General features: G+C 47.1%; 26 protein-coding genes and 1 tRNA gene. 18 read left to right on the forward strand and 9 right to left on the reverse strand.

All coding sequences use genetic code 11. The features are described 5' to 3' along the window. Nucleotides 1–26: 26 nt before the first annotated feature. Complete coding sequence (locus FSB84_RS15265) at nt 27–1,166, forward strand: TlpA family protein disulfide reductase (protein WP_158643925.1); 1,140 nt, start codon at nt 27–29, stop codon at nt 1,164–1,166. 266 nt (nt 1,167–1,432) lie between these two features. On the opposite strand, the gene FSB84_RS15270 is transcribed toward FSB84_RS15265, so the two are convergent. Then, entirely contained in the window at nt 1,433–2,410 is a 978-nt protein-coding gene (locus tag FSB84_RS15270) for a GlxA family transcriptional regulator (protein ID WP_130538808.1), read from the reverse strand. A 136-nt stretch (nt 2,411–2,546) separates the two neighbouring features. Between FSB84_RS15270 and FSB84_RS15275 the strand changes: the two genes are divergently transcribed. Genes FSB84_RS15275 through FSB84_RS15285 form a run of 3 tightly spaced genes read left to right on the forward strand, consistent with a single transcriptional unit; the run spans nt 2,547 to nt 3,820 of the window. Continuing rightward, on the forward strand, nt 2,547–2,951 hold the full coding sequence (locus FSB84_RS15275) for a VOC family protein (protein ID WP_130538809.1): 405 nt from the start codon (nt 2,547–2,549) through the stop codon (nt 2,949–2,951). 36 nt (nt 2,952–2,987) lie between these two features. Further along, the gene (locus FSB84_RS15280) at nt 2,988–3,389 is read left to right on the forward strand and encodes a VOC family protein (protein ID WP_130538810.1); all 402 of its coding nucleotides are present in this window, start codon (nt 2,988–2,990) and stop codon (nt 3,387–3,389) included. A gap of 11 nt (nt 3,390–3,400) precedes the next feature. After that, nucleotides 3,401–3,820: a DoxX family protein gene (locus FSB84_RS15285; protein WP_130538811.1), complete on the forward strand. Its 420-nt coding sequence runs from the start codon at nt 3,401–3,403 to the stop codon at nt 3,818–3,820. A 107-nt stretch (nt 3,821–3,927) separates the two neighbouring features. On the opposite strand, the gene FSB84_RS15290 is transcribed toward FSB84_RS15285, so the two are convergent. From FSB84_RS15290 to FSB84_RS15310, 5 genes are all read right to left on the reverse strand, one after another. Beyond that, nucleotides 3,928–4,950 carry an LLM class flavin-dependent oxidoreductase gene (locus FSB84_RS15290; RefSeq protein ID WP_130538812.1) on the reverse strand — a complete coding sequence of 341 codons (1,023 nt, stop codon included), beginning with the start codon at nt 4,948–4,950 and terminating at the stop codon, nt 3,928–3,930. A gap of 157 nt (nt 4,951–5,107) precedes the next feature. Continuing rightward, entirely contained in the window at nt 5,108–5,932 is an 825-nt protein-coding gene (locus FSB84_RS15295) for a Fic family protein (protein ID WP_130538813.1), read from the reverse strand. A gap of 83 nt (nt 5,933–6,015) precedes the next feature. Then, a tRNA-Leu gene (locus FSB84_RS15300) sits at nt 6,016–6,099 on the reverse strand. Between the two features lie 95 nt (nt 6,100–6,194). After that, nucleotides 6,195–7,127, reverse strand: a complete 933-nt coding sequence (locus tag FSB84_RS15305) for a DMT family transporter (RefSeq protein ID WP_130538814.1) — start codon at nt 7,125–7,127, stop codon at nt 6,195–6,197. 31 nt (nt 7,128–7,158) lie between these two features. After that, on the reverse strand, nt 7,159–7,971 hold the full coding sequence (locus FSB84_RS15310; RefSeq protein ID WP_130538815.1) for a 2,3,4,5-tetrahydropyridine-2,6-dicarboxylate N-succinyltransferase: 813 nt from the start codon (nt 7,969–7,971) through the stop codon (nt 7,159–7,161). 92 nt (nt 7,972–8,063) lie between these two features. Between FSB84_RS15310 and FSB84_RS15315 the strand changes: the two genes are divergently transcribed. From FSB84_RS15315 to miaA, 5 genes are read left to right on the forward strand one after another with little or no spacing between them, the layout of a single operon-like run. Next, nucleotides 8,064–8,648 (forward strand): L-threonylcarbamoyladenylate synthase, encoded by a 585-nt coding sequence (locus tag FSB84_RS15315; RefSeq protein ID WP_225980077.1) that lies wholly within the window; start codon nt 8,064–8,066, stop codon nt 8,646–8,648. A gap of 16 nt (nt 8,649–8,664) precedes the next feature. Further along, on the forward strand, nt 8,665–9,672 hold the full coding sequence (locus FSB84_RS15320; RefSeq protein WP_130538816.1) for a glycosyltransferase family 9 protein: 1,008 nt from the start codon (nt 8,665–8,667) through the stop codon (nt 9,670–9,672). 50 nt (nt 9,673–9,722) lie between these two features. Further along, nucleotides 9,723–11,138, forward strand: coding sequence for a CCA tRNA nucleotidyltransferase (locus FSB84_RS15325; RefSeq protein WP_130538817.1), 1,416 nt, complete (start codon nt 9,723–9,725; stop codon nt 11,136–11,138). A 45-nt stretch (nt 11,139–11,183) separates the two neighbouring features. Further along, complete coding sequence (locus FSB84_RS15330) at nt 11,184–11,750, forward strand: IS1096 element passenger TnpR family protein (RefSeq protein ID WP_130538818.1); 567 nt, start codon at nt 11,184–11,186, stop codon at nt 11,748–11,750. Between the two features lie 2 nt (nt 11,751–11,752). Next, nucleotides 11,753–12,658, forward strand: coding sequence for a tRNA (adenosine(37)-N6)-dimethylallyltransferase MiaA (gene miaA / locus FSB84_RS15335; RefSeq protein ID WP_130538819.1), 906 nt, complete (start codon nt 11,753–11,755; stop codon nt 12,656–12,658). A 327-nt stretch (nt 12,659–12,985) separates the two neighbouring features. On the opposite strand, the gene FSB84_RS15340 is transcribed toward miaA, so the two are convergent. After that, nucleotides 12,986–14,599: an OmpP1/FadL family transporter gene (locus FSB84_RS15340; protein ID WP_130538820.1), complete on the reverse strand. Its 1,614-nt coding sequence runs from the start codon at nt 14,597–14,599 to the stop codon at nt 12,986–12,988. A gap of 128 nt (nt 14,600–14,727) precedes the next feature. Then, the gene (locus tag FSB84_RS15345; protein WP_130538821.1) at nt 14,728–15,615 is read right to left on the reverse strand and encodes a hypothetical protein; all 888 of its coding nucleotides are present in this window, start codon (nt 15,613–15,615) and stop codon (nt 14,728–14,730) included. Nucleotides 15,616–15,744: 129 nt separating this feature from the next. On the opposite strand from FSB84_RS15345, the gene proS reads away from it, so the two are divergent. The 4 genes from proS (at nt 15,745) to FSB84_RS15365 (ending at nt 18,548) form a co-directional block, all read left to right on the forward strand. Beyond that, nucleotides 15,745–17,223 (forward strand): proline--tRNA ligase, encoded by a 1,479-nt coding sequence (proS, locus tag FSB84_RS15350; protein ID WP_130538822.1) that lies wholly within the window; start codon nt 15,745–15,747, stop codon nt 17,221–17,223. 114 nt (nt 17,224–17,337) lie between these two features. Then, nucleotides 17,338–17,673, forward strand: coding sequence for a CCC motif membrane protein (locus FSB84_RS15355; protein ID WP_130538823.1), 336 nt, complete (start codon nt 17,338–17,340; stop codon nt 17,671–17,673). 82 nt (nt 17,674–17,755) lie between these two features. After that, entirely contained in the window at nt 17,756–18,064 is a 309-nt protein-coding gene (locus tag FSB84_RS15360) for a DUF2752 domain-containing protein (protein WP_130538824.1), read from the forward strand. A gap of 10 nt (nt 18,065–18,074) precedes the next feature. Further along, nucleotides 18,075–18,548 (forward strand): hypothetical protein, encoded by a 474-nt coding sequence (locus FSB84_RS15365; protein ID WP_130538825.1) that lies wholly within the window; start codon nt 18,075–18,077, stop codon nt 18,546–18,548. A gap of 1 nt (nt 18,549) precedes the next feature. Here FSB84_RS15365 and FSB84_RS15370 read toward each other — a convergent pair whose 3' ends face one another. Continuing rightward, nucleotides 18,550–19,296 (reverse strand): RDD family protein, encoded by a 747-nt coding sequence (locus tag FSB84_RS15370; RefSeq protein WP_130538826.1) that lies wholly within the window; start codon nt 19,294–19,296, stop codon nt 18,550–18,552. Between the two features lie 99 nt (nt 19,297–19,395). Here FSB84_RS15370 and FSB84_RS15375 point away from each other — a divergent pair, with 99 nt between their 5' ends. The 5 genes from FSB84_RS15375 to FSB84_RS15395 are packed head-to-tail and all read left to right on the forward strand — an operon-like array spanning nt 19,396 to nt 24,721. Beyond that, nucleotides 19,396–20,355 (forward strand): stage II sporulation protein M, encoded by a 960-nt coding sequence (locus tag FSB84_RS15375; protein WP_130538827.1) that lies wholly within the window; start codon nt 19,396–19,398, stop codon nt 20,353–20,355. Nucleotides 20,356–20,409: 54 nt separating this feature from the next. Beyond that, nucleotides 20,410–21,183, forward strand: a complete 774-nt coding sequence (locus FSB84_RS15380; RefSeq protein ID WP_158643926.1) for a DUF4129 domain-containing protein — start codon at nt 20,410–20,412, stop codon at nt 21,181–21,183. Further along, nucleotides 21,180–22,355, forward strand: coding sequence for a DUF4350 domain-containing protein (locus tag FSB84_RS15385; protein WP_130538829.1), 1,176 nt, complete (start codon nt 21,180–21,182; stop codon nt 22,353–22,355). Before FSB84_RS15380 ends, FSB84_RS15385 begins: the two co-directional genes overlap by 4 nt. A 38-nt stretch (nt 22,356–22,393) precedes the next feature. After that, nucleotides 22,394–23,374: an AAA family ATPase gene (locus tag FSB84_RS15390; RefSeq protein WP_130538830.1), complete on the forward strand. Its 981-nt coding sequence runs from the start codon at nt 22,394–22,396 to the stop codon at nt 23,372–23,374. Nucleotides 23,375–23,377: 3 nt separating this feature from the next. Beyond that, nucleotides 23,378–24,721 (forward strand): DUF58 domain-containing protein, encoded by a 1,344-nt coding sequence (locus tag FSB84_RS15395; RefSeq protein ID WP_130538831.1) that lies wholly within the window; start codon nt 23,378–23,380, stop codon nt 24,719–24,721. The last annotated feature ends 8 nt before the right edge of the window (nt 24,722–24,729 follow it).

The following is a 24,729-nucleotide window of genomic DNA, read 5'->3' on the forward strand; positions in this document are numbered from 1 at the left end:
GAACCTGTTTTTGCTCTGTAATACTGATGCTCTTTTTAATCCCTTCCGCATCCCTCCGTGCCCAGACGGGACCCTCATCCATGAAAGACAGCGCCACCATTAAAGTGAAGATGGCCAATGCAGGGATGTACCCTATGTTCTTTCCTTACAATATTGGTGATAAGTGGCATTTTGATTCTGCTTATACATTGAAAGATGGCTACAGGATCTACCGGTTATGGATAAAGGAACCCAGGCAGCAGCGTATGATTGTACGAAATCCATCGATGAATATCAACGTTCCCGGTGCATCCATCCCAGGGCCACAACCAGTATTCCTGTTGAAGGCAGGCGCAACGGTTATTGTAGAAGGTGATGCGAATGATCCATTGTTCCTCACTGTGAAAAGTGCCGACAAGGAGATCAATGATTATGAAAAGTACCGGTCTGTTGCCAAAAAGATGGAAGCAGAACGCTGGGAAATTATCAAAAGCATTTACAAAACAGCCGATCAGAAAGCCAGTCCTGAACAGGATGCCAGGAGGGAAGCTATAGATTCATCACTGAGCGAATGGCAGAAGACCTTTGTAAAGCAGCATGCCAGTTCATATGCCGCCCTGGAGGTTTTTTCCTGGTACTATTATCTGATCAACAACAGGGAAGCTTCAAATACCTTGGCAGGGTTTCCGGAAAAAGTAAGGAACAGCGTATTGGGAAAAACCATAAAAACTGAACTGGATAATGTGGGCGTCACATCTGAAGACAGGGTCATTAAGCCTTTCAAAGCGAAAGGTCTTGATGGGAATATGGTGGACATTGCTGCGATGAAGGGAAAAGTGGTGTTGATCGATTTTTGGGGAAGCTGGTGCGGCCCTTGTAGAAAAAGCCATCCCCATCTTAAGGCTGTGTATGAAAAGTATAAATCCAAAGGGCTCGAAATAGTAGGAGTGGCAGTTGAAAACGGCACAAAGGAAAAGCAACAGGAAAGCTGGAAGAAAGCCATTGCAGAAGACGGCATTACCTGGCTGCAGGTGTTGAATAACCGGGAAACGAATGATATCGCAAAAGAGTATGGAGTGAAAGTGTTTCCTACCAAGATCCTGGTGGATAAGAATGGAAAGATAGTGCTGAGGAGTGTTGGGGATGGTAATGAGCTGGATGAGAAACTGGCAGAGTTGCTGGATTGATATTACACTTCATTTTTTCTGCGGTAAATTAAAAAGAAGGAATCTTTTTTGTAATGGGATACCAATAAACATCTTTAATAAAAGGGTCAAGTCAATGTGGATCTAATTTCAAGGGTCTGCTGTCAGATTGTTGCAGCTGATTGCAGATTGTTCCGGAATACCCTGCAAACGTTTGGTGGCAACTTTTGCGAGCACTGTCTGGATTTTTTTCTGTAGTAGTGAATTCTTCCCGGGAATAGTTTGTCAAACAAGCCAGACCGGTGGAACTACATCTCTACGGCAACCTTTGCAAATTTGTTCCTGTATTCGATTGGCGTCAGTCCTGTAACTTTCCTGAAAGTATCCCGGAAAGTTTTGGTATCAGTATATCCCACGTCAAGCATTACTTCGCTTACATTTTTCCGTGAAGCTTCAAAGGACCTCTTGGCAGCTTCCATACGCACTCTTTGGATGTATTCCAGAGGAGTGTTGTTGGTTGCCTGACGGAACCTGCGTTCGAAGGTGCGGCGGCCGGAATTGACGATGGCAGCCAATTCATCGATCGTGATCTTGTCGTTGTAGTTTTTCTCGATGTACTCCTGCACCTTCATGATCTCATCGTCCGCATGTTTTTTCTGTCCTTTGAATATGGTGAATGGGGCCTGACTGTTGCGGCCAATATCCAGTGCGAAGTTTTTCGAGATCAATATAGCCGTTTCACGGTCGGAGAACTTTTCAATCAGGTATAAGATCAGATTCCAAAGGCTGCTGGCGCCACCGCTGCTGTAAATATTTCCCACCTCAGTGATAATGGCGCCATCCACCACGTCTATTTGTGGGTATCGTACTTTGAACTCATCGAGGTAAGCCCAGTGGGTGGAACATTTTTTTCCGTTTAACAGTCCGGTTTCCGCCAGGAGGAAGGCGCCTAAACACAAACTGGCGATACTGCAGCCATTCCTGTACAGTTTTTGGATGTAAGGAATAACATCACTATTGATCTTTATTCCATCCTCAATATCGCCGTAAACAGGCGGTATGATCAACAGGTCGGTTTTATTCACATCGCTGATCAGGCGATCAGTTTTGATCGTGTATTCACCGTCGTTTGCCGAAACCAGGTTGGTAAGGCCCGCGTATTCCACTTCAAAAATGGGCTTTTTGCCCAGCGCTCCAAGAAAGTCATTGGCTGCCTTGAATGCGCGGTACGGCGGTGTTACCGCTTCTATTACGCCTTTCTCAGGGGCAAAAACTGTTACCTGCATAAGCTTTAAACTTTATAGTAAAAATAGTGCATCACTGTCATTTTTACCCACCGAAGTTGTCGCATTACCACAACACTGGTTTCATGCTTTCGGGCCATTTTTGTGTTATCAAACTAATAACCAAAAAATATTCAACATGGCAAAGAAAATCTTTATTAATCTGCCCGTAGCTGACTTGAAAAAGTCAATGGAATTCTATACAAAAACTGGTTTTACCAATAATCCTGCTTTCACGGATGAAACTGCAGCCTGTATGGTATTGAGCGAAGAAATTTACGTAATGCTCCTGACCCATGACAAGTTCTTGCAGTTCACCAGCAAAAAGATCATTGATGCCAGAACAGATATCGGTGTGATCAACTCCATTTCTGTTGATAGCGCTGAAGAAGTAAATGCAATGGCGGATGCAGCTTTAAATGCCGGTGGCAGTGAACCCGGCTCGCCAAAGGACTATGGTTTCATGCAACAAAGAAGCTATAGCGACCTTGATGGTAACCATTGGGAAGTATTGTATATGGACATGAGCAAATTTCCCGGCTAAGCGTAATCTGGTGACGGATCATAAACCAATTGAGTTTTGAAAGATGAATTGGCATTTGCGGTGCACCTTTCCTTCAACGGAAACTGCAGACAGGCATTCCACTATTACCAAATATGTTTTGGTGGAGAATTGACGTTGCAAACGCTGGCTGACACGCCACTTGGTGTTGGGATGAGCAAAGAAATGCGAAGGGCGGTAGTGTGGGCCACATTGAGAAATGAGTATTTTAATCTGGTGGGATCGGATTTGTCGGATGAGTGCAATATTGTTACAGGCAATAGTGTAAGCATTTTGATCGAATGCTCCTCCTTTACCGAGCGCTCCAGGCTGATCAATAAACTCACCGGCAGGAACTTCTGCGCTATGGGAAATGGCAACCCGTTGGTAAACATCGTTGACATTTACCGGACCAGCTGGCTATTAAGTGTTCACTCATAAAATCATACAAAATGAAAAAGACAAAAATCATATTCTGGGCCTCAACTATTTTTATCTTTCTATTCGAGGGTATTATGCCCCTCATTACCTTATTGTTTGCACCGCAGTATATCAATGCCGGCACCAGCCCACTCGGCTATCCTGATTATTTTGCGGTAGCACTGGCCCTCTTTAAATTTATCGGGGCGTTGGCCATATTGCTGCCTGCCATACCTGACCGGTTAAAGGAATGGGCTTACGCGGGACTTACTTTTAATCTCATATTTGCTATGATCAGTCATGCCGTGGTAGATGGAAACATAGGTTTTATTTTACTGCCCGCAGGAATTATGGCCATTCTCGCCATGTCTTATTTTTCAAAAAACGTAATTCAGAGAGCTGACATCAGAAGAAAGCAGGGGAACATTCCTGTGTTCAATCAAATGGCATAGCATAAATAACTTCTGTCCTGAATTTATTGGCTGCATCCGAAGAGCATTGAATTGAAATCAAAAAGCCTCCACAATTTGTGAAGGCTTTTCTCCGTGTGAGGGTTGGATTATCTCCATCCCAATCCCGGCGCAACATACTCCAGGATGGAAGACAATACATGAATATTATAGTCAACTCCTAATGTATTGGGGATTGTCAAAAGCAAAGTATCTGCTTCCTGAATAGCTTCGTCTGCAGCCAGTTCTTTGATAAGCTGATCCGGCTCTGCTGCATAGCTTCTTCCAAAAATGGCATTTCTGCCCGGCTCAATCATTCCGATCTGGTCCCTCCGGTTGGCTTCCTGCCCAAAGTAACGGTGATCCTGCTCATTGACGATTGCGAAAATTGAACGGCTCACCGAAACTCTCGGTTCACGTTGATGCCCCGCTTTTTTCCAGGCCTCTTTATACAATCTGATCTGCTCCGCCTGTTGTATATGGAATGGTTTGCCGCTTTCGTCAAACTTCAGCGTGGAGCTTTGCAGGTACATACCATTTTCAGCAGCCCAGACAGCAGTGGCATTGGAGGCTGCTCCCCACCAGATGCGTTCGCGCAAGCCCTCTGAATATGGTTCCAGCCGGAGCAGTCCGGGAGGGTTGGGGAACATCGGATTAGGATTCGGTTGTGCAAACCCGATACCACGCAGTTTATCCAGGAATTCCAATGCCTTACGGCGACCCATATCCGCATCTGATTCTCCTTCTGCCGGTTCATATCCAAAATATCGCCAGCCGTCGATCACCTGCTCGGGCGATCCTCTGCTGATACCCAACTGCAGCCTTCCCTGTGAGATCAGGTCTGCAGCACCGGCGTCCTCCACCATGTAGAGCGGATTTTCATAACGCATATCAATCACGCCTGTTCCGATCTCGATTGTACTGGTTTTGGCTCCGATTGCAGAAAGCAAGGGGAATGGCGATGCCAGTTGGGCTGCAAAATGATGTACACGGAAATAAGCTCCGTCAAGGCCAATTGCTTCCGCAGCTACAGCCAGGTCAATGGATTGCAGCAATGTGTCGCTTGCTGAACGGGTTTGGTAGGCCGGGTGTTTGGCCCAGTGCCCAAACGAAAGAAATCCTATCTTCTTCATATGTTTTCTTTCAGATTAAATTATTCTGATTAGCTGGCATTATGGAATTTGCTGGTGACCAGTCAAATTCTTACTCAGCTCCAAAGGAATTTATTCTATACAATTATAAACAAAGGATTGTTGGGAAGAGAGTTGGATCTTTAGATCAGGATGCTATTTAAAAGAACATGGAGAATCCTTTGCCATCGATCCTCTTATTCTTTTTAGAAGGTTCCGTGCCAATATCTTTTCTGAACTGTTGCATTTCGTTCAGTAAAAATTTCTTATACTGTTCTGTCATGAATGCGGTAAAAATGGAAATGTCTTCTTGTTTTCTTGCTTGCTGTAATGCGTCATAATAATCTACTTTGTCTTCCTGGTAAACGATGGCCAGCGGCAGATCAAAGTAGCACTGTATATAATTCATCAATAGACGGCTTGTGCGCCCATTCCCGTTATAGAAGGGATGGATGCTAACCAGGTCGAAGTGTGCAATAAAGGAGAGGAGTAACTGTTCTTCTATAGTGCTTACGGAAGAAAAGTCTTTATCTAGTTTATCAACTAACCCGCTTGTGTAGCGTTCTACTTTTTCGAAGTTGACGAAATAGCTTCCACCGGCACTTACGTTCCCTTTGCGGAATATTCCTTTTGAAGCATCGATCTCTCCAAAAACAGTATTGTAAACACCGCCGGTATGCCTCATGACCCTGGCGTTAATGGATTGTATAAAATTTACTGTAACCGGCGTTTTTTTTCGGGCAGCATCCAGCACAAAAAGCAAGGCGTCGTAGTGGTCTTTTACCATCAGGCTGTGTTCGAGAGGTTTTCCTTTAGGTGTAACGCCTTCTTCCAAAAGTAAGCGGGTTTCATTTTCCGTCAGAGTTGAGCCCTCTATGCTACTGGAGTGATGAACAATAGAGAACTGATTGAATTTGTCATAATCGATTACGTCATGCAGATTCAGGGACTGGTATTCATCTATTATGGATTTGACACCAACCATAGTTGTTACGAAGATAAATTAGAAGTGAAATCTAAACTAAAGAAAAAAGGTTGCAAGCATTGCTTACAACCTTTTTTTCTGCGTGCCCAGGACTGGATTCGAACCAGCACACCCTTGCGAGCGCTGCGACCTGAACACAGTGCGTCTACCAATTTCGCCACCTGGGCAGGTGTTAAACCGTTGATTCAAAGTTACTTGAATGTTCCGGTATCGTGTTCGGGGTTGCAAATATAAAAATTATATTCAACTCACCAAAAATATGTCAGCTATTTTCTCTCGCTGTTTTCCAACCGATTAGCAAAACACCGGTCACTACTAGCATTGTGCCCACAATCTGCTCGAAAAAAATTTCTTCTCCCAGGATCCAGTATGCCTGTAAGATGGTGGAAACGGGTCCGATCCCTGAAATGATCGCCACATTATTTGAACCGATCTGCTTCATGCCAAGCGAGATCAGAAAGCTCGGGATCACTGTTGCAAATATTGCGAGCAACAATCCGTAGAGCCAGGCGCTACCGGCAGCACTGCGCAGCATTTCAAAATTGCCGGCAAACAAAAAATGTAAAAAGATACCAGCTGTTGCGGCCAGCATCGCATAAGCAGTGAATCTTCCTGCTCCAACAGTGGGAATGATATGCCCGCTGCCGGCGATATAAATGGAATAAGTGATAGCGCAAAGGAAAATGAGGAAACAGCCCCAGTAGAAATCCGGACTGCTTGTATCCAGCTGTAATTCGCCTGCAAAGGCAAGACCAATACCTAGATAAGTAAGCAGTAATGCAATCCACTGCAGCCGGTTGATCTTCTGCTTGAAATAATAACCATTGATCAGCACGGCAAACGTGGGGTAGAGGAAGAGGATCAATCGTTCCAGTCCTGCAGACACATATTGCAGTCCCATGAAATCGAACAGGCTGCTCAGGTAATATCCGAAAATGCCTAAAACCACTACCCAGGTCCATTGATTCCTGGATAGTGGTTTATTCTCTTGTTTCCTTGCGGCCAAGATAGCGGCCACACTATAAAAAGGGAGGGAAAATATCATTCTCAATGTGAGCAATGTAAGCGCATTGATGGCTGTATGCGCAAAGGCCACTTTGATGATGATGGCCTTGGTGGAAAATAACACGGCTCCCAGGAAAGTGATTACAAAACCTGCCAGTGTGATCCGGTTATTTTTTTTCAATTGCTCCATCCAAGTATAACCCTGTGGGTCACCTGCTGAATTACACTGATACGTTGAAATCGCGCAGAGCGTCGTTCAGGCTTGTTTTGAGATCTGTGCTGGGTTTGCGCTGACCGATGATCAGGGCGCAGCTAACGCCATATTCACCTGCAGGGAATTTCTTTGTGTAGTTGCCGGGGATCACCACGCTGCGTTCGGGAACATAGCCTTTCATTTCAACAGGCTCTGATCCGCTCACATCGATGATCTTGGTGCTTTGCGTGAGTACCACATTGGCGCCGAGTACAGCTTCTTTTCCAACACGCACACCTTCCACCACAATACAACGGCTGCCAATGAATGCGCCATCTTCCACAATCACAGGAGAGGCCTGCAGTGGTTCCAGCACTCCGCCGATACCAACGCCTCCGCTCAGGTGAACACCTTTACCGATCTGTGCGCAGCTGCCCACGGTAGCCCAGGTGTCTACCATCGTTCCTTCATCTACATATGCGCCGATGTTCACATAGGAAGGCATCAGCACCACATTCTTTGCCAGGTAAGCGCCATAGCGGGCCACAGCATGAGGAACAGCCCTTACGCCGAGGTCCTTATAATTTTTCTTCAAGGTCATTTTATCATAGAACTCGAATGGTTCGAGACTGTAGGTCTGCATGGTCTGTGTAGCGAAATACAGGAGGATGGCTTGCTTAACCCATTCGTTCACTACCCAGTTATCGCCTTCGGGTGAAGCCACGCGCAGTCTTCCTTTATCAACCTCTTCAATCACTGCCCTTACCGCATCTGTATATTTATTGTCTTTTACAAGTTCCCTGTTGTTCCAGGCTTCGGCTATCAGTTGTTGAAGTTCCATGCGAGATATTTTCTGCAAACTTAACAATTGAGCGCCAATAAAACATATGGAAAAAAGCCCGGATCATTACCATCCTTTGAAGCTTGTTTCCGATGGATTACATTTGCAGCATGGAATTCAACCACGATGTGGAAAAATCCCTGGAAGTGCTGGACCAGGGTGGCCTGATACTGTACCCAACGGACACTGTGTGGGGGATCGGTTGTGACGCTACCAATGCGGAGGCTGTAAAGAAGATCTATGAGCTGAAGCAAAGGGCAGCTTCCAAAAGTATGATCGTGCTCCTGGCGGATGAGCGGGATATCCTGCAATATGTGGCAGGTATCGATCTGGCCGTATTCGATTATCTTGACAATGCGAGCAAGCCAACAACGGTGATCTATAATGGAGCCATTGGTCTGGCAGATAACCTGGTGAATGAAGATGGCTCCATCGCCATCAGGATCGTGAAGGAAGATTTTTGTAGACACCTGATCAAGCGTTTCAGGAAACCTGTCGTAAGCACTTCCGCCAATCTCAGCGGAGAGCCCACGCCCCGCAATTTTGCAGAGATACCGGAGCATATTCAAAAGGCTGTCGATTATGTGGTGGAGTATCGTCAGAATGATCATTCCATTGCGGCTCCTTCCGCCGTTGTGCGTTGGGAGAATGGTGAAGTCAACGTAATCAGGCCCTGATCTATATTCAATATCTATGGCTAAAGAAAAGATCCTTGTTATTCAGACTGCTTTTATCGGCGATGTGGTGCTGGCCACCGGCATCGTTGAAAAGTTGCACCGGCATTACCCTTCGGCAGCTATTGATATGATGGTGAGAAAAGGGAATGAAGGATTGCTGAAAGATCATCCTTATCTCCATGAAGTGATCGTGTGGAATAAGAAAGATGGAAAAATGAAAAATCTTTTTCAGCTCCTGAAAAAGATCCGCGCTACCAGGTATGATATGGTGTTCAATGTGCAACGCTTTGCTGCCACCGGCATCCTCACTGCTTTCTCCGGCGCAAAATATACTGTTGGGTACGATAAGAATCCACTCAGTCGTTTCTTCACCAAACGTGTGAAGCATGTGATTGCAAGTGGCGGCGTTACCAAACACGAGATCGAGCGATGCAATGAACTGATCAAAGACATCACCGGCGATGATACACCGGAAAAACCGCATCTCTATCCCTCAGCAGTAGACGAAGAGATCGTGGCTCATTATAAAGGTAGTCCTTATATCACCATTTCTCCCGCATCGGTTTGGTTCACCAAGCAATATCCTGCTGAGCAATGGGCCAGTTTTGTGAACAAGGTTTCGCGGTATTATACCATTTTCCTGCTCGGTGGTCCGGGGGATAAAACACTGGCTGAAAAGATCCGCACCAACGTGCATCATCCGGGCGTGGTGAATCTCTGCGGCAAGCTCAGCTTCCTGCAATCTGCCGCGCTGATGAGGGATGCTGTAATGAATTATGTGAACGATTCCGCGCCCATGCATTTCGCGTCTGCTGTGAATGCACCGGTAACGGCTGTTTACTGTTCTACTTTGCCTTCTTTTGGCTTCGGGCCATTGTCCGATAAACAGTTCATCGTGGAAGTGATGGAACCGCTGCCCTGCAGGCCCTGCGGCCTTCATGGTAAGAAAGCCTGTCCGCTCGGTCATTTCAAATGCGCCAAAGAAATACAGGACGATCAACTGCTCAACAGTTTAAGGGCCTAGCCACCGGCTTCCCCCTCTTATGCTACACTTGTTTTACATTTGCACTGCTTATGGATATTCAATGCTCGGAAAAGGAATTGTTCGTTTTTAATAAGATCGCGCATGCTGCCGCAGACCTGGGAGTTCCCTGTTATGTGATCGGTGGTTTTGTGCGCGACAAGATCCTGGGAAGGAAAACGAAGGACGCAGACATCGTGTGCGTTGGGGATGGCATTACACTGGCCCACAAAGTGGCCGAGCGTTTTCAGCCCAAACCTACCGTGGCATTCTTCAAGACATTCGGAACCGCTCAGATAAAAGTGGATGATTGGGAGATCGAATTCGTGGGCGCACGCAAGGAAAGTTATCGCTACCATAGCCGCAATCCGGAAGTGGAGCCGGGCAATTTGAAAGATGACCAGGACCGACGCGATTTCACCATCAATGCACTTGCCATCAGTCTCAACAAAGATGATTTCGGCAAACTCATCGATCCCTTCAATGGCATTACTGATCTCGAAAATAAACTGATCCGTACACCGCTGGACCCCTCACAAACTTTCAGTGATGATCCATTGCGCATGATGCGTGCTATCCGCTTTGCGAGCCAGCTTGAATTTACCATCCATCCACCGGTGTTCCAGAGCATCAAAGACAATATGGAGCGGATCCGCATTGTATCACAGGAACGCATCACCGATGAATTCAATAAGATCCTCTGCAGTAACAAACCCAGCATCGGGCTTGATCTGCTGTATCAAAGCGGATTGCTGCATATCATCTTCCCACAACTCGTGGACCTGGCAGGAGCGGAGTATGTGGATGGATACGGACATAAGGACAATTTCTACCACACCTTGCAGGTGGTTGATAATATCTCGCGCCATACCAATGATCTCTGGTTGCGCTGGGCAGCTTTATTGCATGATATTGCTAAACCCGCCACCAAGAAATTTGAGCAGGGGCATGGCTGGACATTTCACGGGCATGAAGTGGTGGGAGGCAGGATGGTGCCGAAGATCTTCGCCAAACTGAAACTGCCGCAAAATGAAAAGATGCGGCTCGTGCGCAAACTGGTGGAACTGCATCTCAGACCCATCTCACTTACAAAGGAGAATATAACGGACTCGGCCATTCGCAGATTGCTGTTCGATTCAGGTGAAGACGTGGATAGCCTCATGCTGCTTTGCGAAGCGGACATCACTTCGAAGAACAAACAGAAAGTGAAGCGCTTTCTCGAAAACTTCGAAATGGTGCGGGAGAGAATGAAAGAAGTGGAGGAAAAAGATAAGATCCGCAACTGGCAACCTCCCATCACGGGTGAAATGATCATGGAGGTTTTCAATCTTCCACCTTCAAAACCTGTTGGTGACCTGAAAAATGCCATCAGGGAAGCCATTCTTGATGGTGAAATAGAAAATAATTATGATGCAGCTTACCGCTTCATGATGAAAAAAGCCGCTGAAATGGGACTTCTGAAAAGTTAGAATATTGTCTTATTTTTGAAACGAACGATCATTATATTCGTAATTATGGCTGTACTTAAATTCAGGGTTTATTTAGAAGAAGACGATAGCATCTACCGGGATGTTGCGATCAAGCATACGCAATCATTCTTTCAATTGCACCAGGTGATACTTAAATCGTATGAATTCGATAATAAACACCAGGCAACTTTTTACAGGAGTAATGATAACTGGCAGCGCGGCCGTGAGATCACGCTGGAGAAATATGAAAAAAGATATGAAGCTCCACCGTTACTCATGCAGGAAACGCTGATCGGGTCAGAGATCAAGAACCCGAGCCAGAAGTTCATCTACATCTATGACTTTGTCAAGAACTGGAGCTTCCTGGTTGAGCTGATCGGCGTTACCAAGGATGAGAATTCCAGGCTGGAATATCCTGCTGTGATCAGAACAGAAGGCATTGCGCCCTCACAGAACGGAACAAAAGGACTGATGGGGCACGATAAACTCTCCGAAGTGGAAGAGAAATACGATCTCCTGATCGGCACTGAAGGGTTTGGAGAAAAGAATGAAGACGGAGAAGACCTGCCTTCCGAAGAGTCCGGCGAAGCCAGTGGTGAGGAAGAGCAATAATCATGGCCAATAAAACTGTCATCATTATCGGTGGGCCCACAGCCTCCGGCAAAACTGCGCTCGCCATCCGGCTGGCCCAATACTTCAATACCAACATCATATCCGCAGATTCCCGGCAATGTTACCGGGAAATGACCATCGGGGTGGCAAAACCTTCCGAGGAGGAATTGCAACTGGTGAAACATTATTTCATCAATTCACATTCCATTCACCAGGGTGTTACTGCCGCCACTTTTGAACAATACGCCCTGGAAGCTTCAAAGGAGATTTTCAGTGAAAAGGATATTGCTGTTATGGTTGGCGGCACCGGGCTCTACATCAAAGCTTTCTGTGAAGGCCTGGATGATATTCCCGCTATCGATCCCGCCATCCGTGAGCAGATCAATGCAGACTATGCGCAACACGGCCTGGTCTGGCTGCAACAACAGGTTGCCACTCTTGATCCCATCTACTACAGTAACGGGGAGATCCTCAATCCCCAGCGCCTGATCCGCGCACTGGAAGTGAAACTGCATACAGGCCGCTCCATTCGCGAATTCCAGCAAAAGAAGAATATTACAAGGGATTTCGATACCATCAAACTGTCCCTCGAATTACCGAAAGAGATCCTCCACCAGCGCATCCATCTCCGGGTAGACCAGATGATGGAACAGGGACTGCTGGCCGAGGTTCAATCACTTCATCCTTACAAAGATCTCAATGCCCTGCGAACAGTTGGCTACGCAGAACTGTTTAACTATATCGACAGTAAAGGCACCCTCGAAAATGCAGTGGAAGCCATTAAAAGCAACACCAGGTATTACGCCAAAAGACAAATGACCTGGTTCAAAAAAGATAAGGCATTCCAATGGTTTTCGCCCGGTGAGGAAGAAGCGATCCTGGAAATGCTGCACAGAGAAATTAAATAAAATGTGAAAAAAATAATCAGGGGTTATTTCCAACGAGGAAAATGATTTTTTACCTTGTAGCGTCGATTGTAATTGGCTGTATTGAAATGTGTTTTGAAGCCTATCAGAAGTTATTACAAAAAATTGCAATAAAAAGTTAAATACTGAAATATTTTAATGTTTTAGCCGAACTTTGTACTACGCGAGTCTCAGGTAATTTCAGTTATCCGAATTCACGAAATTATCGCGTTACGAGACAAAAGTGAAGGGTTAAGGTTTTAGTAAACCTTACAAATCAAAAAGCCCCTTGCCATAGGGGGCTTTTGATATTTATGTACTACGCGAACTTTATAATTTGATTCCAACGGTGAGGATCACCTGCCCGTTGTTCTGAGTGGTTTCTGCGAATGTATTGGCGCGATCCGGATTATCGAGCCGGTATGGGAAGTCTACGTTCTTGTAAATACTGTGCACGTAAGTAACATCAACAAATATGCCTTTGTCTCTGTAACCGAGGCCACCACTGAGATTGGTCCTGCTGGCATTCAGAGCGCCATCTTTGTAAGGATTGCCGTAATGTGCAAATCCAAGTCTTGTCATCAGTGTATTGAACTTAAGCTCACCACCTACACGGAAATTGAATGTTCCCTTGTATTCTCCCTTGATCACATTGTTGAGGTCCTTGAAGTATTGATCATCTCCCTCATTTTCGTATTCATCTGCTGAATGCATTCTTGATGAACCGTAGGTAACATATTCAATATCGGCTGAGATGAATCCCTGTTGTTTGGTTACATCTTCCACCGCATTGAACATCCAGGCACCGCTGGCGATGAAGCGCCAGGGTGAAGTGTTGTTATATTTGAAGCTGGGGTTGGAGCCGTTGAAAAAATCGCGACTGGCTACTGAGACCTGATTGGTAAAGCCGCCATTTCCATCACGTATATCGTCAAGGGTATCAAGGTTGGTGGTCATGATGCTGCTGAATTTGTCGCGCAGTCCATAGAATGTTGGAGAGTGAACCGCCAAACCGATGCGCAGTGGCGCTACAGGTTTGAAGATCATGCCCAGCCTGGCATTGAAGCCAACTCCTTTGGAGCTGTATTCCTCTTTGTATTCACTGAAATCGAATTCATCGTTGCCTGTTCCGTTCACATCAGATTCCCGGTATATGGAAGTCCTGTTGTAGTTCACGATGGGGATGCCGATGCTGCCACCGAGATAGAACTTATCATTCATGCTCGCTCCCATACCCAATGAGATCTCTGTAATGCCTCCGGTGGTTTTGATGGTCTTCTCCTGGTTGAGGGGAAATGCTTCTTCCGCGCGGGAGAATACAGTACCTACTCCATTGTTGTCCCTTACTGCATCGATGAGATAAGTATACAAGCCCATCTTGGTGAGCAGGGAGAGAGAATTTTCATCAAGCGCATCGTCTATGATCTGTTCATCGGAGTAATCAGGATATCTTTCGCGCTGACTTCTATAATAACGGGCAAATTCATCGGCCATGTTCTCGCTATAGGAGCTGTAATCGTTCACGCCTTTGTAATGCGTCATGCCATTGAAATTGGCGGTCTGGTTGATACCGATGGCGAAAGCCTTGCTGCCCCAATTGCTGTAGCGGTCAGACCAGCCGGTAACGAATCCGGAGGTTCCCAAGCTGAAGCGGTTGAAAGCGTTGCCCTGCGCATCGGTGCCGCGGAAGCTGCCCTTGCCATTATAGAAACCGAACATGGGGCTGAGCACAATCTCACTGGTCTTGTAAAAGCCGAGCCCTGCCGGGTTGGTGAAGAGTGTACTGATATCTCCGCCGAGTGCGCCATTGGCGCCTCCGATAGCCTGTGAGCGGGCGGTTCCTCCGGGTACGGTATAGCCCATCCTCAGTGCATCTTCCGGGATCTGGGCCAGGGCGGGGACGCTGCAAGCCAGAAAGAGGGCAGTATAAACTTGTTTTTTCATAATCGTAGCTATTGCCTGTGTTGCAATCCTTGAGGTAATACAATAAAAAGGAGGAAGCAAAATTCAAGGGATCTCAAATCCTGGTTCCTCCGGTATAATTTGTTGATAGTGTACTCAACCAGTAAAAATTAGTTGCGGCCTGGCCTGCTTACGCCACCACCACCGCCACTGCTTCCACCGCTGCTGCCACCACTGGAGCTGCCGCCGCCGTAACTACCGCCGCTGCTGCGACCATAATTGCCGGTGTTGTTGGAAGGTGGAGTGTAAGTCCTGTTCTGGCGGTCGCTGTTTCCGCGGGTATTGTAGTAGCGGCCGTTACCGTTTCCGCCATTGTTACCGGAGCGGTAAGAGTTGGTTGTAGTGCGATTGGTGTTGTTATAAACCCCGATGCCGGAAGGCAGTCTGTAAGAACTGCGGGTATTCCTGCTGTTCAGAGAAGTATTACGGTTGTTGTAGGTTCCGTTATAGCTGCTCATATTGAAGTTGCGCACCTTGGTGTACATTCCGGGATTGTCCTTTGGATTCACCACAATGCCGCCACCGCAATAGGGATTGTAAAAACTGTTCCAGTAGTAATAGCTGTTCCATCCGTGGTTCCAGCCGCCATAGCCGTACATTGGATTGTAGAAGCCACTATACCAGGGAGAATAGTAATTGCCGAATCCGAGACCAAGACTCATACCGGGGCCGTAGCCACCGTACATTCCCCAGTCGTTCCAGTAATTATCGAACATGCTCCAGCGTGAGTATGCGTATGGATTGCGCACTCTCATGCGGAGATATGCATCATCATCGTAATAATAATCATCGTTGTAATTATTGTATCTGGAAGATGACTGGTAACGCGAGCTTTGTCTGTCTCTCACATCAACATAATCATCTCCGCCTCCACCGGCTACGACGGTCCGTTCAGGGGAATAATAAACGTCATCCGGCGTTTGCCCAGACTTGTATACTGAACAACTGGTAAAACCAGTGGCTATAAGTACTGCTAAGAGGATAAACCGGGACTTCATGGTTGCGATTTTAACGTTTTACAATGCGAAGTACTACTTTTGCTTACTTCACAATTTAAAATTACAATAAATTGACCGTGACAGCGATTAAAATGTTGCGGGGGGAGTGTTAAAAATTATCAAGAAACTATGAGCAAAGAGATCACCAGCAGAAGCGAAGATTACTCGCAATGGTACAATGACCTGGTAATAAAAGGGAGCCTGGCAGATTATTCCGCGGTACGCGGTTGTATGGTAATTAAACCATATGGGTTCGCGCTCTGGGAGAACATGCGCGATGCACTGGACAAGATGTTCAAAGACACCGGACATGTGAATGCTTATTTCCCGTTGTTCGTTCCCAAAAGCCTCTTCGAAGCCGAAGAAAAGAATGCAGAAGGTTTCGCCAAAGAGTGCGCAGTGGTTACTCACTATCGTCTCAAATCAAATCCCGATAAAAAAGGCGCGCTGATGGTTGATCCGGAAGCGAAGCTGGAAGAAGAGCTGGTGGTCCGCCCCACCAGTGAAGCCATCATCTGGAACACTTACAAGAACTGGATCCAGAGTTACCGCGACCTGCCCATTCTCATCAACCAGTGGGCGAACGTGGTCCGCTGGGAGATGCGTACCCGTTTGTTCCTCCGTACTGCAGAGTTCCTCTGGCAGGAAGGCCATACTGCGCATTCTTCTGCACAGGAAGCCGTGGAAGAAACAGTAAAAATGCTGAACGTGTATGAAGATTTCGTGGAAAACTGGATGGCCCTCCCCGTTATTAAAGGCGTGAAAACAGAAAGTGAAAGATTTGCCGGCGCCGTTGATACTTATTGTATCGAAGCGCTGATGCAGGATGGTAAAGCCCTCCAGGCCGGTACATCCCATTTCCTCGGGCAGAACTTCGCCAAGGCTTTCGATGTGAAATTCTCCGATAAGGAAAACAAACTCGATTACGTATGGGCCACCAGCTGGGGCGTGAGCACCCGTCTGATCGGCGCTCTCGTAATGGCGCATAGTGATGATGATGGACTGATCCTTCCTCCAAGAATTGCACCCATGCAGGTAGTGATCGTTCCTATTTACAAAGGTGAAGACAGCCGTGCGCAGATCAATGCGAAAGGGCAGGAGCTGGTGAACAGTTTCAAAGCTGCCGGCATCCGCGTGAAATTTGATGACAATGATAATTCAAGGCCGGGCTGGAAATTCGCCGAATATGAAATGAAGGGAGTTCCCGTTCGAATCGCCATCGGCGTCCGCGACCTGGAGAACAATGTTGTGGAACTGGCGAGAAGGGATACTAAGGAAAAGACCACCGTGAGCCTGGACGGTCTTACGGAAAGAGTGTCTGCCCTGCTGACCGAGATCCAGCAAGCCATTTACAACAAAGCCCTGGAGTATCGCAACAGCCATATCACCAAAGTGGATACCTGGGACCAGTTTGTGGAAACCCTGAACGGCAAAGCCGGATTCATCTCCGCGCACTGGGACGGAACCGCTGAAACAGAGGAGAAGATCAAGGAGATGACAAAGGCCACTATCCGCTGCATTCCTCTTGACAATGAGCAGGAAGAAGGCAAATGTGTGCTTACAGGTAACCCCAGCAAACAGCGGGTATTGTTCGCTCAGGCATATTGATACGCATGAACGATTTCATAAGAGTGATTATTAAGGTCTTGTGAATTAATATATTTTAAGAATTCATTTTTTTTCATTTTCTTGTAACCCAATATTCAAAAAACCGCCTATTTCATGGAAAATTTAAGTCAACCCCAAAGCAACCAACCTAAAGCCATGCTGCCTAATGCAACTGCAGTACTGGTAATGGGAATTTTGTCAATCGTATGTTCATGCTTTTTTGTAGGTCTGGTACTGGGCATTATCGGTCTGGTATTAGGTAACAAAAGCAGGAAACTGTACAAGGAGAATCCCGCAATCTGGGATGGATATGGTCAACTCAATGCAGGTTGGATCATGTCTATCATCGGACTAGCGCTCAGCGCCCTTTACATTCTCTATTACATTGTTGTAATAGCGATCCTCGGCGCAGCAGCCACTTCCTTCTGGAACATGAACCAACATTTATAATTGCTTACAATGAACAAAGGGTGATTGAAGAAAATCCAAGATTATTTTCAATCACCCTTTTTCATTTTCAAGACACTGGCCCATGTTCCTCTGGATGGACAATTTTATGCTGCCCTGCATGTACAAGCAGCTCTTCAATGTGGATTGCCCGATGTGTGGCGCACAACGCTCACTGGCAGCGGCCCTCAAAGGAGATTTTGCCTCCAGCTTTTACCTCTACCCGCCACTTGTTCCTGTACTTGTTCTGATTGTTCTATCCCTGCTCTGGCTCTGTAGTAAAAGAATTGTCAGTAAGAGGTTCCTGGTAAATTATGCCTGGACCGTGCTGGCATTGGTGATGATCAGCTATATCGTGAAGCTGTTCATTTATCCACATTCGATCACCTCTTAAAAGTTAGACATTGGAACAAAATTCAACAAGCCTGCTGGATCTTTCGATAGACCAGCCCTGCGCCAACTATTTGCTGGAAGCAGCCAAATGGAACAAATTCATCTCCATCGTTTGGTTTGTACTCTGTGGACTGATGGCTGTGTTTTCCCTTTTTGCCGGAAGTATCATCGCCACCATGTACGGCTCCATGCCTGGCATGAGCGACACCATGAGCATGCTGGGAACAGGCGGAGGTGTTATGATCACGCTCTTCTATTTGCTGATCACTGCCATCTATCTCATCCCTAATTTCTGGAGATACAGATTCTCCGTTCAGGCCATTGCTGCCGTCAGGAGTAATGACCAGGTACAGCTCAACCTGAGCCTGAACAATTTTCGCAAATACTCCAAATACTGGGGTATCCTCACCATTATCATCATTGCATTCTACGTACTCATTTTTGTTTTCTCCATTATTGGCGGAGCGCTGATGATGAGCCGTTGATCTAACGTGTGGTGTAATAGTTGTAATCCTTCATCAGGGTGTGCAGGAACTGGAAGGAATCTTCATCGCTTTGCAGGTTCAGCTTGGCTTTGATGCGGTCTGCTATGCGCATGGCCATGCCCATATCGCCACGGCTGGTGATGCTTTGGAGAATGCCCTTGAGGGTATTGATGTCTTTATCGCTCAATCTCATTACTTCCGGGTAACGTGGCTGGTAGGTGGATTCCACTTCTGTGAAAATAGTATCGTAGATATTGGGATTGGTGCGGAAGTCGATCAGGATGGTGCCTGCCAGGATATCGCCTATACGCTGGCTTTTGGGTGTGAACAGCGTTACGGCAATGCCGGTGAAGATCAGCGGAAAGCTCCACCAGGGGAGGGCCTGTGAAGTTACCAGGGCCATGAACCCGAAGGGGGAGTCAATCAGTCTGAACAGCCAGCGGATCAGGTACTGGTTGATGGTGGGCGTGCCGCCATCTTCTGCAATCACACGCAGGCCCATGGCGTATTTGCCAAGACTGGTGCCATTCAGCATGATCTCACTCAGGAGGTGGTACAAAAGATAGGGTAGAATGAAAATATATCCCAGCCAGCCGGCGCCGGCTGTTATCGCCAGCACATTCACCACAATCAGGTAAACAATGCACACTGCCCCATCGATCAGCCAGGCCAAAAGACGTTTACCGAAAGACGCCACCGGAATTTCCACTTCGAGATTGAAACCTGTATCTAATTTGAGCAATGCCATTGATAAACAAATAAAAAGATAAAATGAATACCCTGATAGTAACGTTCTAAGATTTAACTATTATATTTATTCCGGCATAAATTTATAAACTTCTGATCCGTGAGAGAAGGCCTTTTCTTAAAAAAGAATGTTGAGAAGTGGAAGCAATACCAATTCAACCAGCAGGCAGACCCCGATGAAACTGCCAAACGTTTCACTGAACTGGTGGATGATCTTGGATACGCAAAAACTTTTTATCCAGAAAGCAGAGTCACCCGTTACCTGAACGGGATGGCTTCCCGCATCTATCTCGATATTTACCGCAATAAAAGAGAGCCCGGTTCCCGGATCCTCCGGTTCTGGAAGACCGATCTGCCGCTCGTCAATTACAAACACCGCCGCGAATTATTCTGGGCATTCATCATATTCACCACCATGGCCATCATGGCTGCTTTCTCGGCGGCTCATGACGACAGTTTCGTGAGGGGCATCCTCGGCGACGGGTATGTGGAAATGACGGAAGACAATATCGCGCAGGGAGATCCTTTTGGTGTGTATAAAGATGAGAACCGGATGGAAATGTTCCTCCGCATTGCGCTCAACAATATACAGGTGTCGTTCCTGGTATTTGTGGGCGGGCTTTTTTTGTCGCTCGGTTCTGTATGGCTGTTATTCGTCAACGGCGTGATGGTGGGCGCATTCCAGTATATGTTCTTTGCAAAAGGACTGGGCTGGGATTCCGTGCTGGTGATCTGGATACATGGTTCCCTGGAAATATCCGCCATCGTGATCTCCGGTGCGGCGGGCTTCATACTTGGTAACAGCATCCTGTTCCCCGGAACAAGAAAACGGATCGATTCGCTGAAAGTGGGCGCCAAACACGGGGCCATGCTGATCATCGGACTGGTGCCGATCTTCATTGCAGCCGCCTTCCTGGAAGGTTTCGTCACCAGGCTTACGCATATGCCCAAAGCCCTGAGCATATCCATCCTGGCCATCTCCTTTATTTTTATCATCTGGTATTTTGTGATCTATCCTATGATTGTGAACAGAAGATCGCAATCCCCTGAATTGTCATAATCACTCATGGTTTTACTGAACTCATATCGTTCCTGTGCAAATTGGCGCTTACTGATGGTAGTGATAGCCGTCTTTTGCTGCTCGCTGGCCAGCGCTCAGGAAGTTATTGTGGATACTGCGCCGCCACAGGCTAAGTATTCCGTGGAAGATGAAGAAGGGGAAGACGAAGGAACCGGCGCTATAACTACCCCTGCAGAACCTGCATTGCGCAAAGTGCCGGATTCCATCGTGAAGCGCTACAAGGCCGATCCTGATTTCGCGTATGCGAATGATCCTGAATATTGGGATAAACCAGAGCAAAAAAAGAAAAAAGACAATAACAAACCCAAAAGGGAAAGAGAAGAACGCGACCTTTCCATGCTGGATTTCTCCGGCGTGTTTGGCGTTGTGAAAGTAATATTCATTGCCCTGTTGATTGCTCTCCTTGCTTTCCTGGTATATAAACTGATGGGCGACCGCTGGCCATGGCAGCAACCGGCAAGATTGAAAGAAGATGAACAGGCTACGGCAGAAGAGGAGCTGAATGAAGATGAACTGCAGCAAAAGATCCGTGAATCCATCGATCAGCAAAAATTCAGGATGGCTATCCGCTACAGCTATCTCTTCACGCTTCGCAGGATGGATGAAAAAGGATGGATACATCTCGATGCCAAATCTACCAACCACGATTATGTGAAACAGATGAAAGCAAACGATCCGCAGGGAACATTTGCTTATCTCACCAATATCTATGATTATGTATGGTATGGTGAATTTGAACTGAACAAAGAACAGTTCGGTCTCGTGTACAAAGATTTCCAGAATTTCCTAAATACGTACAGCCATTGAAAAAGCTACTGACATATCAATGGTTGCTGCTGGCACTGCTGTCCACTGTGCTCATTATGTCCTGTGGGCCGAAGAAAAAGAAAGTCCTGGACAAGCGCGTAACACTGCTGCGAACAGACAAGATCCCCTATGGCACGTGGTATGCTTTCGAGAATCTGCAGCATATTTTCCCGGACGCTACAGTGGATGTGGACAAAAGCGGCCTGATGCAACAGGGAGAAAAGAATACTGCATACATTATCATTTACAGGAATGTGCTACCAACAGAAGAGGAATCCATCACGCTGGGCAATTTCATCTCCGGAGGCGGTCATCTCTTTCTGTCTGCCTGGCGCTTCAATGAGCATATCCTGGATTCGCTGCATCTTGAAATGTCTACCGATTTCTTTTCGCAACAGCGTGCCGTGACTATCGACGACCCCGTTACCGGAAAGACCGATACATTTTCATATCCTGGAATGCCCTTTGAAGCTTATTTCTCGAAGTTTGACTCCAGCATCACCACTGTTCTTGGACATAACGCTGATGGTAAACCGAATTTCCTGAAATTTACCTATAACAACGGCGGCGTTCTGTACCTGCATTGTGCGCCACAGGCCCTGAGCAATTTCTTCCTGTTGCACAAAGACAATAAAAGATATTATGATGCTGTGATGAGCCATTTGCCTTCCTCTATCACAGATATTCAATGGAACGAATATTTCCGCACACACCGCAAGAACGAGGATGAGAAATTCTCTGCCCTGGGCTGGCTCAGGAACCAGCCTTCGCTGGCTGCCGCCATGTGGCTGCTGCTCCTGCTGGCATTGCTGGTGTACCTGTTCGAATCCAAACGCAAGCAGCGTGTGGTGCCTGTGCGTCCGCCATTGAAGAATGCCACCGTGGAATTTGCCAGAACAGTGGGCCGCCTCTACCTGCAGCGTAAGGACAATAACAACCTCGCTTACAAAATGGCTGCTATCTTTATGGACCATGTGCGGAGGAAGTTCAATGTGCGCACTACCATGGATGATGAATTTGTTGAAAAATTATCCCATAAATCAGGATATGATAAAGTAGCGCTCGCCAATCTGTTGTACCAGTTGAAATACGCGCAGGCCAACGAGGGCGTAAGCGATATGGAATTGCTGGAATTGCAGCAGAAGCTGGACCATTTCTATCAGCATACCTGATCCATCAAACAATTACTTATACAAACGCATACTTATACATGGAAACGAACGAAATTTTTCAGAGCCGCACCGATTTAGGCATCCTGCACCAGAGCGTACACATCCTGAAGCAGGAGATCGGAAAAGTGATCGTAGGCCAGGAAGAAATGGTAGAGCTGTTGCTGGCCGCCATTCTTGCAGACGGTCATGTGCTCATTGAAGGTGTGCCCGGTGTTGCCAAAACCCTTACGGCGAAACTGCTGAGCAAATGTATCTCTGTTGATTTTTCCCGTATCCAGTTCACGCCGGATATGATGCCGAGCGATGTGATCGGTACTTCCGTTTTCAATCCGAAAGAAAGCAATTTCCAGTTCAAGCGTGGACCTATCTTCAGCAATATCGTGCTGATAGATGAGATCAACCGTGCGCCTGCCAAAACACAGTCGGCCCTCTTTGAGGTGATGGAAGAAAAACAGGTTACGGTTGATGGTCATAGTTATGCGCTGGAATCCCCCTTCATGGTGGTGGCCACGCAGAATCCGATAGAGCAGGAGGGAACCTATCACCTGCCTGAAGCTCAGCTGGACCGTTTCCTGTTCAAGATCATCGTTTCCTATCCCACACAGGAGCAGGAATACCAGGTAGTGATGCAACATCACCAGAGCAACCTGAAAGATATGATGGGCCAGGTGAACGAGGTGCTGACCGGGGCGCAGATCGAAAACCTGCGTCAACAGGTGCGTGCCCTGCATGTTGAGCCCAAACTGATCGGCTTCATCACTGGCATCGTAGCCAATACACGCAATCATAAAGCGATCTACCTGGGGGCATCGCCCCGCGCCAGTATCGGTATCCTGAACGGAGCAAAGGCATTGGCGGCTATCCGTGGACGTGATTTCATCACACCGGAAGATATCATTCATATCACGCCAGCTGTACTCCGCCACCGCCTGGTGCTGACGCCCGAAAAAGAAATGGAAGGCGCCAATACCGATGACGTGATCAGGGATATTATTACACAAATAGAGGTTCCAAGATAAAAGATGCTGAAGCGTTTCATAAAACCATTGTTCTTCGGCCGCGCATTCTATTGGGGATTTGCGGTGCTGATCCTGTTGTTTGTGCTATCCTACAACTGGTTGTACCTGTACAGTATCGCCAAATACGCGGTATTGTTTTTTGCTGCCCTGGTGCTGCTGGATTACCTGATCCTCTTTGCAAAAACAAATGGCATCAATGCAGAACGGAATATGGCGGACCGTTTCAGCAACGGTGATGAGAATACCGTGAGCATTCACCTGAAGAGCAGTTACAGTTTTCCTGTTTTCCTGAAAGTGATCGAAGAGCTGCCTGTGCAGTTCCAGCGCAGGGACTTTTTGATGAAAGCCAGCCTGGGCATTGGGAAAGAAACCATACTGCATTATAAGCTGCGGCCGGTAGAGCGTGGCGAGTATACTTTCCATTATACCAATGTGTTTGTGAAAAGTGTACTGGGACTGATCATCCGCCGATACCAGGAAAGCGGGGAGTCCACTGTGATCAAAGTGATGCCTTCTTTCTTTGCCCTTCGCCAGTTTGAGCTGCGCGCCATGAGCAATAACCTGGCAGACGCCGGCAGCAGGAAGATCCGCAAGATCGGCCATAGTCTTGAGTTTGAACAGATCAAGGAATATGTTACGGGAGATGATATCCGTAGCCTCAACTGGAAAGCCACAGCCCGCAAAGGCGGACAACTGATGGTGAACAATTATTCCGATGAGAGAAGCCAGCAGATCTATTGTGTGATAGACAAAGGCCGAGTGATGAAGATGCCTTTCGAAGGTGTGAGCCTGCTTGATTATGCCATCAATGCCACGCTGGTGCTCACGAGAGTGGCTCTGCTGCGGCAGGACAAAGCCGGCATGGTCACTTTTGCGGATACGCTCGGCCAGTTTGTGCCTGCCGACAGGAAGGCCGGACAAATGAACCTGGTGCTGGAAACTCTCTACAACCAGCAAACGCAGTTCCTGGAATCCGATTACGAAAAGCTCTATGCGCTGGTGCGCACCCGCATCACACAGCGCAGCCTCATAGTATTGTTTTCCAATTTCGAATCTGTGGGAGGGCTGCAAAGACAGTTGCCTTATATCCGCAGTATTGCCCGCAACCACCTGGTGCTGGTGGTGTTCTTCGAGAATACGGAATTGAAACAACTCACCGGACAGAAAGTGACCGATATCGAAAGTCTCTACATGCGCACAATTGCAGAAAGGATCGGTCATGAAAAACGACTGATCGTGAAAGAGCTGCAACAGCATGGCATCTCCACCATTCTCACCACGCCGCAGAACCTGACCGTGGAAACCGTGAATAAATACCTTGAGCTGAAAGCGAGGCAGGCTATTTAACCGGCTAT

Source organism: Pseudobacter ginsenosidimutans (assembly GCF_007970185.1).
Classification (GTDB): Bacteria; Bacteroidota; Bacteroidia; order Chitinophagales; family Chitinophagaceae; genus Pseudobacter; species Pseudobacter ginsenosidimutans.

Coding starts and splice junctions, on each gene's coding strand:
- proS (WP_130538822.1), top strand. CDS start 15,745: ATGAGCAAAGAGATCACCAGCAGAAGCGAAGATTACTCGCAATGGTAC.
- FSB84_RS15355 (WP_130538823.1), top strand. CDS start 17,338: ATGGAAAATTTAAGTCAACCCCAAAGCAACCAACCTAAAGCCATGCTG.
- FSB84_RS15370 (WP_130538826.1), bottom strand. CDS start 19,296: ATGGCATTGCTCAAATTAGATACAGGTTTCAATCTCGAAGTGGAAATT.
- FSB84_RS15275 (WP_130538809.1), top strand. CDS start 2,547: ATGGCAAAGAAAATCTTTATTAATCTGCCCGTAGCTGACTTGAAAAAG.
- FSB84_RS15390 (WP_130538830.1), top strand. CDS start 22,394: ATGGAAACGAACGAAATTTTTCAGAGCCGCACCGATTTAGGCATCCTG.
- FSB84_RS15395 (WP_130538831.1), top strand. CDS start 23,378: ATGCTGAAGCGTTTCATAAAACCATTGTTCTTCGGCCGCGCATTCTAT.
- FSB84_RS15305 (WP_130538814.1), bottom strand. CDS start 7,127: ATGGAGCAATTGAAAAAAAATAACCGGATCACACTGGCAGGTTTTGTA.
- FSB84_RS15330 (WP_130538818.1), top strand. CDS start 11,184: ATGGCTGTACTTAAATTCAGGGTTTATTTAGAAGAAGACGATAGCATC.
- miaA (WP_130538819.1), top strand. CDS start 11,753: ATGGCCAATAAAACTGTCATCATTATCGGTGGGCCCACAGCCTCCGGC.
- FSB84_RS15270 (WP_130538808.1), bottom strand. CDS start 2,410: ATGCAGGTAACAGTTTTTGCCCCTGAGAAAGGCGTAATAGAAGCGGTA.
- FSB84_RS15295 (WP_130538813.1), bottom strand. CDS start 5,932: ATGGTTGGTGTCAAATCCATAATAGATGAATACCAGTCCCTGAATCTG.
- FSB84_RS15380 (WP_158643926.1), top strand. CDS start 20,410: ATGGTAGTGATAGCCGTCTTTTGCTGCTCGCTGGCCAGCGCTCAGGAA.
- FSB84_RS15310 (WP_130538815.1), bottom strand. CDS start 7,971: ATGGAACTTCAACAACTGATAGCCGAAGCCTGGAACAACAGGGAACTT.
- FSB84_RS15315 (WP_225980077.1), top strand. CDS start 8,064: ATGGATTACATTTGCAGCATGGAATTCAACCACGATGTGGAAAAATCC.
- FSB84_RS15265 (WP_158643925.1), top strand. CDS start 27: ATGCTCTTTTTAATCCCTTCCGCATCCCTCCGTGCCCAGACGGGACCC.
- FSB84_RS15325 (WP_130538817.1), top strand. CDS start 9,723: ATGGATATTCAATGCTCGGAAAAGGAATTGTTCGTTTTTAATAAGATC.
- FSB84_RS15345 (WP_130538821.1), bottom strand. CDS start 15,615: ATGAAGTCCCGGTTTATCCTCTTAGCAGTACTTATAGCCACTGGTTTT.
- FSB84_RS15360 (WP_130538824.1), top strand. CDS start 17,756: ATGTTCCTCTGGATGGACAATTTTATGCTGCCCTGCATGTACAAGCAG.
- FSB84_RS15290 (WP_130538812.1), bottom strand. CDS start 4,950: ATGAAGAAGATAGGATTTCTTTCGTTTGGGCACTGGGCCAAACACCCG.
- FSB84_RS15320 (WP_130538816.1), top strand. CDS start 8,665: ATGGCTAAAGAAAAGATCCTTGTTATTCAGACTGCTTTTATCGGCGAT.
- FSB84_RS15285 (WP_130538811.1), top strand. CDS start 3,401: ATGAAAAAGACAAAAATCATATTCTGGGCCTCAACTATTTTTATCTTT.
- FSB84_RS15340 (WP_130538820.1), bottom strand. CDS start 14,599: ATGAAAAAACAAGTTTATACTGCCCTCTTTCTGGCTTGCAGCGTCCCC.